Consider the following 11,689-nt stretch of genomic DNA (forward strand, 5'->3'; position numbering starts at 1 on the left):
GTAGTCGCCCGCGCCCAGGCCCACCGCCGTGCCCGTGTAGTTGCAGTCCTTGTACAGCGTCGCTACCCCGCTGGGAGGCGGTGGCGTCGTACCGGCAAAGCCGCCGAAAGTAGCTACTACCTTGGTTGGCTGGGGCGAGTGCAGGCTGGAGGACTGGTCGTTCACGTCGTCGTAGGCAAAGCCGTAGTTCAGGTTGTCGACGCTGATGCCGCCCTGGTGCCAGAACTTGGCGTAGTAGTTAGCCGGAGCGGTGAGATAGTACTGGCTGGCATTGTACCAGTTTTGCTGGCCGGGGTTAGGCGTAGTGGTGTTTACCACGTGGCGGTTGATGGCCGCGCACAGCTGCGACTGTATCACCAGATCCAGGTCCCCGTCGCCTACGCGCTGGTCGAGCACCCCTTTGCCTTCCAGCACTTCCTGCGTGGTAGGCTTGCGCGAGATAATACCCGTGCGGCCCGCAAAGCCACCCGACTGCCCCACCACCGTGAGGCGGCCGTTGCTGATGCGCCCCTTGAACACGCCCGCGTCGCCGGCATAGAAAATTAGGTCCTCGTTGACATACTTGTTCCAGATGGCGTCGATATACGAGCCGAAGTAGTTGGCGTAGGCCCCTCCTGCTTGAAACGGCGCCGATTTGCCGGGGCAGGTGATAGTGCCGGCCGTGGCGTTGCGCAGGCCTTGAAACTCGGTAGGCGCGAAACTCTGGTAAGCGGCCAAGATGTCGGCGTGGCTTTTCAGCTCGCCGGCGCGCTTATAGTAGCCATTGCCCCACAGCTCCAAGCCCATGGGGTAGTGGTAGGAGTCCACGCGGGTGTGGTTACCGAAGAAGCCGTACTGGTTGTTGGTCAGCTCAATGAACTCGTAGCGAATGCCCTTGTTCGGGTCGTTGGGATTCTGGAAGTCCGGGGCGGCGTAACCCGAAGGCGCCCCCGAGGGGCCGAAGAAGTACAGGTACAGCTGCTGGCCCTGCGAGATAAACACCCGGCAGCCGGCAATGTAAGGCAGCGTGAACGTCTTGTTGGGAATATTGCTCAGCTTGGTGAAGCAGGCGGCATACTTGGAGTTCTGCCCCGGGCCGGTGTTGCCGTTATAGGTAGGGCCGGTCACGGTGTTGTAGGAAGCCGACATGGGCAGCACCTGCCCGTTGGCGGCGTTTATCCAGAGGTGGTTGCCATTCGCGTCTTTGCCCACAATGGCCACATACAGGTCAGTATCGGGGAAGGGCGAATTATTGGCGATGGTGAACGGGATGCTGCCCTGGGCCTGGCTGCGCCCGGGCAACAGCAGCAGGCATAAGAGAGCGGCAATGCCCAGCAGTGAAATGCGGAAACGTGTAAGCATGGTTGTGTGGGAGTTTGGTGAAAAGGAGGCAATATCAGTTCGGCCCCACAGGGTGAGACCCGCAACTTCAGGACGGAGGCCTCTGCGCCCCCGACCGGGTCAAGCCCGATAGGTAAGGGAAAAGCAGAGCATTCAATAGGTAGTGAGGTGGGCAGGTAAAGGCAGCACCCGGGAAGAGGTGCGTTTGAAAGATAGTTGGCTTTTTAGAAGAAATAAAAGGGGTTATTTAAGCCCATCTTGGCTTGTGCAGACCTTCAGTGCGCTTACAGCGCACGTTTAAGAAAGGTAGGGCCGGTAGCACGGTAGCCAGGCCGGTATGCTGCCAACTTTGCGTGTAAAGTGGGTATCGTTTAAAAAACAATCAGATTTTTTGATTGCAGTCATAATTTTATTGCCAAATCCGCAGGCTGGACTTGCCAGCCTGTCCGAACGCAACTCATTGTACCGGGCGGGAGTATGGCAGGCTGGCGCGGCACCGTACCTGAAGCCGTTACGTGCTCTGGTTCGAGGCCTCCCTGCAACCCTTGGGTGCAGCCGTTGACCATAGCCTGCCCGGCGGCCGGACGCCTAGTCGCGGTCCGGGCTTTTTTTGGGAGTCGATAACTTTTCAGATACCTACCCGGTTTGCATGGCCATGTGCCCTATTTATCCTGCTGCGCGCCTGATGAGCGGCGTGCTGATCCTGCTGGCGTGCCTGGCGTCTCCGGCCCGAAGCCTGGCCCAGACCACGCCCCCACCACCTCCGTCCGGCCCGCTTACCCTGGCTCAGTGCCTGCAGTACGCCATAAGCAACCAGCCCCTGCTGCGTCAGGCCCGCCTAGATGAAGAAGCCGCCGATGCCGACATCCGCATTGCGCGGGCTGCGTGGCTCCCTCAGGTAGGCCTCACGGCTTCGGTCCAGCACTACTTCGGGCTGCCTTACACTGTTATTCCCATTGATGGTATCAACACGCCCCGGCAGGTGGGACTGCGCAATACCTCTACTGTGGGCCTTTCCGGCACGCAGGTTCTTTATAATAATGAGGTAAGCCTGGCGTCGCGGGGGGCACGCTTCACGCGGCAGGGCGCCCAGCAAAACACCGTGGGCACCCGCATAGATGTGGTGGCCGACGTGAGCAAGGCGTTCTACGATATTCTGCTCTCGGAGCGGCAGCTGCAGGTGTTTCAGGAAGACATTATCCGCTTGCAGCGCAACCTGCGCGATGCCCGGGCCCGCTACGACGTGGGCCTGGTCGATAAAACCGATTACCTGCAGGCCGAAATTTCGCTTAACAACTCCCTGGCCGGGCGTAAGCAGGCACAGGAAAGCATCAACGCCAAAAAGGCCTATCTGCGGCAGCTCATGAACCTGCCGCAGGCTCAGCCCCTGGCCCTGCAGCACGACACGCTACGCCTGGAGCAGGAGGCCGTGTTCGATACTACCGCTGCCCTGGACCCGGCCAACCGCATCGAAATTCAGCAGCTCCAGACCCGCAAAGCCCTGCAGAACCTGAACGTGGACTACTACCGTCTGGGCTTTCTGCCGTCGTTTTCGGCCTTTGGCAACTACAACTCGGTGTTTCAGAACAACAGCTTCGGCGAGCTGTACGGGCAACGGTTTCCCAACTCTTACGCTGGTCTGCAGGCCACGCTGCCCATCTTTACCGGCTTCCGGCGCACCCAGAACCTGCGCCGCGCCCGCCTGCTCAACCAGCGCCTCGACGAGGACATCCTTAATACCCGCAACCAGATCAATACGGAGTATGCCCGGGCCCTGGCCTCTTACAAAGGCTACTACAACGACTACCTCATGGGCCAGCGCAACCTCGAACTCTCGCGGCAGGTGTACCAGGTGGTGAACCTGCAGTACCGCGAAGGCATCAAAACTTACCTTGATCTGCTGGTGGCCCAAACCACGCTGCGCACCTCCCAGCTCAACTATTACAGCGCCCTGTTTCAGGTGCTGGCCAGCAAGGTAGACGTGCAGCGGGCCTTGGGTGCCTTGCCCACGGAGTACTAGCCCGGAAGCCCGCTATGCTTCCCTCCTACCCTTCTTTCGACGCCCGCTTTCCTGATATGAAAAAAACGATTCTCGCCTTGTCGTACACCGTGGGCCTACTGGGCCTGGGTGCGTGCGGCGACAAAGCCACCGACCAGCAGAAAAATGCCGCCCCGCCGCCTACGCCCGTCACGCTGGTGGCCGCCCGCACCACAGATGCGGTGTACTACGATGACTACCCGGCTACCGTAGCGGCCATCAACAACGTGGAGCTGCGCAGCCAGGTGGCGGGCTTCATTACGGGCATCTTCTTTAAGGAAGGGGAAGAAGTAAGGAAAGGTCAGACCCTTTACGAAATTGACCGGCGCAAGTACCAGGCCAGCTACCAGCAGGCCCTAGCCAACCTGCGCAGCACCCAGGCCACCGTGCAGAACGCTAAGGTGAACCTGGACCGCTACCAGCGCCTGGCCGAGCAGGACGCTATTGCCCGCCAGATTGTAGACAACGCCGCCACGGCCTATGCCACGGCCCAAAGCCAGGTGGCCGTGGCCCAGGCCGGCGTGCAGGCCGCCCGCACCGACCTCGACTACTCCCTGATTAAGGCGCCCTTTGCCGGGCGCATCGGTATTTCGCAGGTGCGGCTGGGCTCCCAGGTGAGCCCGGGCTCTACGCTGCTCAACACCATCAGCGGCGAAGACCCCATGGCCGTGGACTTTGTAGTGACGGAAGGTGACTTGGCCCGCTTTGTGGCGCTGCAGCGCGCGGCCGGCGGCTCTCAGGACTCCACCTTCCGCCTGGAGCTGCCCAATGGCACCTCGTACAACCAGCCGGGCCGCATCCTGGCCATCGACCGGGGCGTGAACCAGCAAACCGGCACGGTGCAGGTGCGCGTGCAGTTCAGCAACACGGGGCGCCAGCTCAAGGACGGCATGAGTGCCGTGCTGCGGGTGCTCAATCGTCAGTCGGGGCGCCGGGTGGTGGTACCCTTCCGGGCCGTGGTGGAGCAGATGGGTGAGAACTTCGTGTTTGTGGCCGGCGACAGCAGCAAGGCCCGCCAGCGCAAAGTGCAGCTTGGCCCGCGCCTGCGCGACCAGATCGTGATTATAGAAGGCGTAAAGGAAGGCGACCAGGTAGTGACCGAGGGCCTCAACCGCTTGCGCGACGGCGGCCTCATTCAGGCCGGACCGGCACCGGCCGCGCCTACCGCCACCAAGTAGCCCGGGCTGCCGCCTCAACCCTACTGCGGTACGCACGGATCAGCTGACGCGCTGAATAAACCAAACTAGTGGCCGCTAAGCCAAAACCGGCCTTAGCCGCGACCCTAATATTAGCCTAGATGATTGCAGAAACCTTTATCCGGCGCCCCGTCACGGCCATCGTCATCTCCCTGGTGATTGTGCTGGTGGGGGTGCTGGCCATCCTGAATTTGCCCGTGGGCCAGTACCCGGAAATCACCCCGCCCACGGTGTCGGTGACGGGCACCTACACCGGTGCCGACGCCCAGACGGTGGAGCAGACTGTGGCTACGCCCGTGGAGGTGCAGGTGAACGGCGTGCCCGGCATGACGTACCTGCAAAGCAACAGCACCAGCAACGGGCAGATGAGCATGACGGTGAATTTCGAGGTGGGCACCAACATCAACATTGCCGCCCTCGACGTGCAGAACCGCGTGAGCATTGCCCAGCCGACTCTGCCCCAGGAAGTGCAGCGCCTGGGTTTGATTGTGCGCAAGCGTAACCCGAGCATCCTGATGCTGGTGGCCATGTACGCGCCCAAAGGCAGCCACAACACCACCTTCCTCGACAACTACGCCAACGTATTTGTGAAGGATGCCCTGCTGCGCACCAAGGGCGTGGGCGACATCGTGAGCCGGGCCGACGACTTCTCGATGCGCGTGTGGCTGAACCCCGACAAGCTCAGCCAGCTGGGCGTAACGGCCCAGGAAGTAACGGCGGCCATCCAGGAGCAGAACGCCCAGATTGCGGCCGGCTCCATTGGCGCCCCGCCCGCCCAAACCGGGCAGACGTTTGAGTACATCGTGTTTGTGAAGGGCCGCCTGACCAACACCGAAGAGTTCGGCAACATCGTCATCAAGACCCGGCCCGACGACGGCTCGATGGTGTACCTGAAGGACGTGGCCCGGCTGGAGCTGGGCAAGTTCAACTACGCCAACAACTCCTACGTGGATGGCAAGCGCGCCGCCTACCTGCTGGTGTATCAGGCCCCCGGCGCCAACGCCCTAGACACCTACGAGAACGTGCTGGCTACTATGGAGCAGCTCAAAAAGCAGTTCCCCGTGGACTTGGACTACGTGGTGCCGTTTGAGTCGGCCACGGTGGTGAAGGTGTCCATCAACGAGGTACTGCACACGCTGGTAGAGGCCTTGGTGCTGGTGATTATCGTGGTGTTCCTCTTCCTGCAAAGCTGGCGCTCCACGCTCATCCCGGTGCTGGCCATTCCGGTGTCCATCATCGGCACGTTCATCTTCTTTATTCCGCTCGGGTTCACCATCAACACGCTCACCATGTTCGGCTTCGTGCTGGCTATTGGCATTGTGGTGGATGATGCCATTGTGGTGGTGGAGGCCGTGGAGCACAACATGAACGAGCGGGGCATGAGCCCATTGGATGCCACGCTGGCCGCCATGCGCGAAATATCGGCCCCGGTTATTGCTATTGCCCTGATTCTGGCGGCGGTGTTCGTGCCGGTAGGGTTTATTCCCGGCATCACGGGGCGCCTATACCAGCAGTTTGCCATCACCATTGCCATTTCGGTGGTGATTTCGGCCTTTGTGGCGCTTACGCTCACGCCGGCTTTGTGCGTGCTGCTGCTCAAGCCCCACAAGCGCGACGAGAACTCGCGCGGGCTGGACCGGCTGTTCTTTAAGTTCAACGCCTGGTTTGACCGGGTCACAAGCAAGTACGGCAACGGCGTGCAGCGCGGTATCAAGCACTCCCGCCTGGTGGTGGTGATTCTGGTGTGCATCGTGGCGGCTACGGGCCTCTTGTTCAAGACCAAGCCCACCGGCTTTATCCCGACGGAGGATGAGGGCCGTCTGTTTGTTACCTTCACTCTGCCTGAAGCCTCCTCCACCGAGCGCACCGTGGCTACCCTGCACGAGGTGATGAAGGAGCTGGGCCAGATCAAAGGCATTGCCCACTACGCCGGCTTGGGCGGCCTGAACGTGGTGAACTTCTCCTCCAAGTCGAACAGCGGCACGGTGTTTTGCCAGCTGGAGCCCTGGGACGACCGCAAAGACAAGGAACTGCAGCTGCAAAGCCTGATGGCCACCGTGCAGCAGCGCCTGAGCCGCCTGCGCGAGGCCAACATCGTGGTGATTTCGCCCCCGGCCATTCCGGGCCTGGGCCAGAGCGGGGGCTTCTCCTTTGTCTTGCAGGAGCGCGAGGCCGGCGGCGACATCAAGAACTTCGATGCCACGCTGCAGAACTTCCTGGGGGCTCTGCGCAAGCGCCCCGAAATTGCTGCGCCCTTTTCCTTCTTCACGGCCAATACGCCCGGCTACCAGCTCACCATCGACCGGGAGAAAGCCAAGAAGCTGGGCGTAAGCATTGCCGACATCGGCACGGCCCTGCGCACCTACCTGGGCTCGGCCTACGTGAACGACTTTACGGTGTACGGCCGCAACTTCCGCGTCGTCACCCAGGCCGATAGTATGTACCGCGGCGACATCAGCAACCTGGGCCAGTACTACGTGCGCAACGCCTCGGGCGGCATGGTGCCCCTGAGCACGCTCACCTCCTACAAGCGCGCCGAAAGTGCCCCGCTTATCTCCCACTTCAACCTGTTCCGCTCGGCCGAAATCAACGGCGCCGCCGCCCCCGGCTACTCTTCCGGCGACGCCATCAAGGCCCTGCAGGAAACGGCGGCCCAAACCCTGCCCCAGGGCTACGGCTACGAATTCTCGGGTTTGACGCGGGAGGAGCTGCTGGCCGGGGGCCAAACGGTATACATCTTCGGGCTGTCCCTGGTGTTTGTGTTCCTGTTTCTGGCCGCGCTCTACGAAAGCTGGTCGGTGCCATTTTCGGTGCTGCTGGCCGTGCCGGTGGGTATGTTCGGGGCCATTCTGGCCTTGTTCTTCCTGCCCAAGCTCACCAACAACGTGTATGCCCAGATTGGTATGATTACGCTTATCGGCTTGTCAGCCAAGAATGCCATCCTCATCATCGAGTTTGCCAAGGAACGGGTAGACAAGGGCATGCCGCTGGTGGAAGCCACGCTGGAAGCCGTGCGCCTGCGCCTGCGCCCCATCGTGATGACGTCCCTGGCCTTTATCCTGGGCGTGCTGCCGCTGGTGTTTGCCGCCGGCGCCGGGGCCCAGAGCCGCCAGACCATTGGCTGGACGGTGCTGGGCGGTATGCTCTCGGCCACGGTGCTGGCCATCTTCATCGTGCCGGTGCTTTACGTGATTATCACCCGCTTCGCCTACGGCAAAGAAAAGCTGGCCGAGCTGGAAGCCAACTACCAGCCCGATGAAGAGCACGGCGGCCCCGCAGCCGAAGGCAACCACCCCGCCCCGCAGCCGGCGTAGCCCCCGTTGAATACGGCTGCCCAGGCAAACGGCCGGACTCCTGTATGGGGGCCGGCCGTTTGCATTTGCAGAAAACCAGGGCGGCCAGTTACTGCTCGTAGGTGATGAGAATTCGGGCAGTTTTGCCCTGTACCACGTTGCTGCTGGCGCCGGCGCCCGTACGCAGCACCACCCGCCCCGAGTTGAGATAGGCGTAGTACAGCTCCCCGGCGTTGTCGGTGAAGCCGGGGGGCGTGGTGTTGCCGTTGCCGCAGTCGACCAGCACCTGCAGGCTCAGGATTTTGGCGTCGCTCGTCAGGCCGTGGGGGAGCAGCGTCTGGGTGTTGGCGGCGGTGGCCAGGGTGGCGGTGAGCCGCAGAAATGCCACGCTGGGCACCGTACCTACGGGGGGCGTATCGTTGGCACCAGCCACGCGCAAGTAGCCATTCACATCCAGTTGCGCATCGGGGGTATTGGTGCCGATGCCCACGCGGCCGTTGCCCTGCACGCGCAGCAAGCTGGCGCCGGTAGCCGTGGGGCTGGCCTGCTGACTCACGTCGAGGGCTGCCGCCGCGGTAGTGGCCACCTTCACGGCCAGCCCGTTGCTGACGCCGGTGGTGCCCGCGTTGTAGAACATGGCCGCGTAACCTTGCTGGTTGGCACTCCAGGCCAGGGAGCCAGGGTTGCCGCCCTGCCCGTCGCTGCCTACGATGTTGGAAGTGGTGTTGGCCAGTTGGGAGTACGGGCTGCTGACGCCGATGCCCACCCGGCCGTTGCCGAGCACCCGCAGCAGGGGCGTGCCAGCAGTCAGGGCGCTAGCCTGCCGGCTTACGTCGAGGGCAGTAGCGGCGGCAGCCGCCACCTTCACGGCCACCCCTTCGCTGTTGTCGGCTCCTCCTTTGTTGTAGAACAGGGCAGCGTAACCGGCCTGCTCTACCATCCAGCTCAGGGAGCCAGCGCCCCCGCCGTAGCCGTTGCTGGCCGCTATATCGGCACTGGTGTTAGCCAGCCTGGACACAGGGGAGCTAGTGCCCACGCCCACGCGGCCATCGGGCAGCAGGCGCAGAGCTTCCTGGTAGTACTGATTGAAGTAGCCATAGCTGCCATCGACGCTGTTGCCAACCTGCAGGCTTAGTCCATTTTCGGCCCCGCCGGCCCGTAGCACGGCTTTGGTTCCGTCGTGGCTGAGGTAGAGGTGGTCCCAAGGGGATTCGGTGCGCAAGCCTATTGCCCCTATCACATCCAGTTTCAACTCCGGACTGGTAATGCCAATGCCCACGTTGCCGGTGCCTTTGGGCATCAGGTTCAAGTGTTGGTTGGCATCAGAACCGGCCGCGTACAGGGAGTTGGCCCCGATGCCGATGCCCATTCGGCCGTTGGGGAGGCGGAACTCGGCTCCGTCGGACGCATCGCCGAAGTTACCGGTAACGTACAGCGCCCGGCCCGAGGGGTGGCTGTCGGTGCGCCCGCCGGACTGCACGTCGAGGCTATTCTGCGGAATCCCGTTGCCGATGCCCACACTGCCAGAGACGGCGGCATTGCCATCTACCGTAAGCCGTTGGGCAGGCGGCAGGTTGGTACCGATGCCCAAGTAGCCGCTCACAAGGGCATTGCCGCCCACCGTGGTGCTACCGCTCACGGCGGCGTTGCCGACCACCTCCAGCTTCTCGGTGGGGCTGCTGGTGCCGATGCCTACGTTGTTGCTCGCTTGCGTCAGGTGAATGGTCTGGCCAGTTTTAGTCCAGAGGCCGTTTACGAAGTTCGAAGCATCGAGCACCGGCGCGCTGAACCCGCCGGCTACGGGAATCGGCGTCAGCTTCACGTACCCGTCGCCTAGGTGGTAGCCGGAGGTGTGCACCACGTTGCTGGTGCCCGCGCCGGCGTAGCTGGAGCCGCCCCCGCCCCCGGAGTAGTAGCCGCCGCCCCCGCCCCCGTAGTAGCCCCCGCCCCCGCCCCCGCCGAAGACGCCGGCCGTGCCTCCGAGGTTATCGGTGCCGGGCTCGGCGTTCGGGCCGTTTTGGTATGTCCCCGCGCCCGCGGCCCCGGGCCCACTCTGGCTGCCACCCGTGCCCCCGGTGCCAGCGCCATAGTTGTCCGAGGCAGCCTGCCCGGTGCCACCCGTGAGGCCGCCGCCCGCGCCGCCGTTGGCCTTGTAAGTACGCCCGCCGCCACCGCCGGCCACCAACACCCGGTCCGACAGAGTCGTGCCGTTTACCCGAATATCGGAGGCGCCGCCGCCCCCGAAGTCGGGGGTAATGTTGCTGCCGCCCCCGTTATAGCCACCAGCGTAAAAACCGCCGGCGCCTCCCACATAGATGGTCAGCACTTGGCCCGGCGTCACGCTCAGCACGGCTTGCACCCGGCCGCCCAGGCCCTGGCCGATGCTCTGGTCTGTTACCACTGCTCCACCCGCGCCCCCAGCTAAATCGGCCTGCAGGTGGTACACGCCGGCCGGCACGGTGTAGGTTTGGGGGGCGCCAGTGAGCCTGAAGGTAGTACTAGTAGTGGGGAAGGACCCTACATCGACGAGGGCTGCCACCCAGCGCAGCCCGTCCCAGGTGTTGAGCGCGCTCGTAGTGATATTGTAGATGGTGAGGCCCAGCGCCGGGCTGGCAATGCCATCGCGCTGGGCGGTAGTCAGGCGCGGTGGCAACAGGCCTTTGCTACTGCTGCTCACGTCGAGCACAGCCGACGGATCGGGCGTCGTGGTACCAATACCCACGGCGCCGCCCGTCTGGGCCAGTGCGGCCGGAACCGTCAGCAGCAAGGGCCATACAATTAAGGAGAGGCGGGAAAGAACGTGGCGACAAGTCATACAACGTTGGGCAGGTAATAAGGCGTTTGCCCACGGGGCAAAACTACCACCCCTCCCCGCGCCCCGGTATGGCATAAACATGCCATACCGGGGCGCGGGGAGGGGTGGTAGTTTTGCCCGCAACTGCGCATCTTCCTGCCCATTATCCGCGCCCTATCTGCCTGGCCGGGGCACCCTTACACACCGCTAGTGCCCGCCCCGGCCGCCGGTCCTTTCTCTCATCCTTTATCTTACTCCGTCGTCATGTACGAAGAACGGTACGACAACCACTTCCGGCGCCTGCAGGCCTCGCGCGACGCTTTCGCCGCCTTTGCCGACTACACCGCCGAGGCCCTCAAGCCCGCCGTGGCCAAGCTCCTGCGCGATGAGCGCCCCGCCCTGCTCTCCGCCCTCACCGCCTTCCGCCAGGGCCTGAGCGGGCGCACCAGCGGCAGCGGCCAGCGCCAGAGCGGCACCCAAACCGAGGACCAGGCCTTTGCGGCCCTTAAAGCCCAGGTGCAGGCCACCGACAAAAAGCTGCTGGCCCCGCGCTTCTACGACCTCCCCACCGAGCGGGCCCTGTTCTACCCCGACAAGCTCAGTGGCCTGACGCAGGCGCCCAAGAGCAAGCGCCTCACCCGCTATACAGCCTACGTGGAGCAGCTGGAAACCCACACCGATGCGGCCCTGAAGGCGGCCGGCCAGCAGACGCGCGCCCTGCTCGCGGCCTACACCGCCGCCACCGCCCAGAAAAACCAGGGCGCCAAAACCATCAGGGACACCATCAGTGCCCTCGGCCCCGATGCCGTGGCCCTGGCCGACGCGCTGTGGAATGTGCACTGCGCCGCCCTCTACGTGCACCGCCTGGAGCCCGCCAAGGCCCCCTCGTACTTCGACTACGACAAGCTGCCGAACCGCAGCAGCGCCCGCGTCGCGGCCCGCAAGGCTGGCACGCCGCCCCCACCGCCCATCAGCTAGGAAGTGTTAACAGTAGGTATTATTTTGGAGGATGGACTTTATGCTGACGGACGCGCAATGGGCGCGCATC

Annotated in this window: 5 protein-coding genes and 1 pseudogene; 4 read left to right on the plus strand and 2 right to left on the minus strand. The window is 63.3% G+C overall.

From position 1 onward, the window contains the following. A partial coding sequence (locus tag I5L79_RS23095) for a glycoside hydrolase family 64 protein (protein ID WP_196957465.1) occupies positions 1-1,341 on the minus strand: 1,341 nt, incomplete at its 3' end. Positions 1,342-1,969: 628 nt separating this feature from the next. Between I5L79_RS23095 and I5L79_RS23100 the strand changes: the two genes are divergently transcribed. From I5L79_RS23100 to I5L79_RS23110, 3 genes are all read left to right on the plus strand, one after another. Beyond that, positions 1,970-3,340 carry a TolC family protein gene (locus tag I5L79_RS23100; RefSeq protein WP_231403278.1) on the plus strand — a complete coding sequence of 457 codons (1,371 nt, stop codon included), beginning with the start codon at positions 1,970-1,972 and terminating at the stop codon, positions 3,338-3,340. A 56-nt stretch (positions 3,341-3,396) separates the two neighbouring features. After that, a complete protein-coding gene (locus I5L79_RS23105) occupies positions 3,397-4,536 on the plus strand; it encodes an efflux RND transporter periplasmic adaptor subunit (RefSeq protein ID WP_196957467.1) in 1,140 nt (379 codons plus the stop codon). Between the two features lie 119 nt (positions 4,537-4,655). After that, a complete protein-coding gene (locus I5L79_RS23110) occupies positions 4,656-7,868 on the plus strand; it encodes an efflux RND transporter permease subunit (RefSeq protein ID WP_196957468.1) in 3,213 nt (1,070 codons plus the stop codon). Between the two features lie 1,816 nt (positions 7,869-9,684). Here I5L79_RS23110 and I5L79_RS23860 read toward each other — a convergent pair. Beyond that, positions 9,685-10,743: pseudogene (locus tag I5L79_RS23860) on the minus strand (glycine rich domain-containing protein); the annotation flags it as partial. 162 nt (positions 10,744-10,905) lie between these two features. On the opposite strand from I5L79_RS23860, the gene I5L79_RS23555 reads away from it, so the two are divergent. Beyond that, positions 10,906-11,619, plus strand: coding sequence for a hypothetical protein (locus I5L79_RS23555; protein ID WP_196957470.1), 714 nt, complete (start codon positions 10,906-10,908; stop codon positions 11,617-11,619). Positions 11,620-11,689 lie beyond the last annotated feature (70 nt).

It is taken from the genome of Hymenobacter guriensis, from assembly GCF_015773195.1.
Taxonomy (GTDB): domain Bacteria; phylum Bacteroidota; class Bacteroidia; order Cytophagales; family Hymenobacteraceae; genus Hymenobacter; species Hymenobacter guriensis.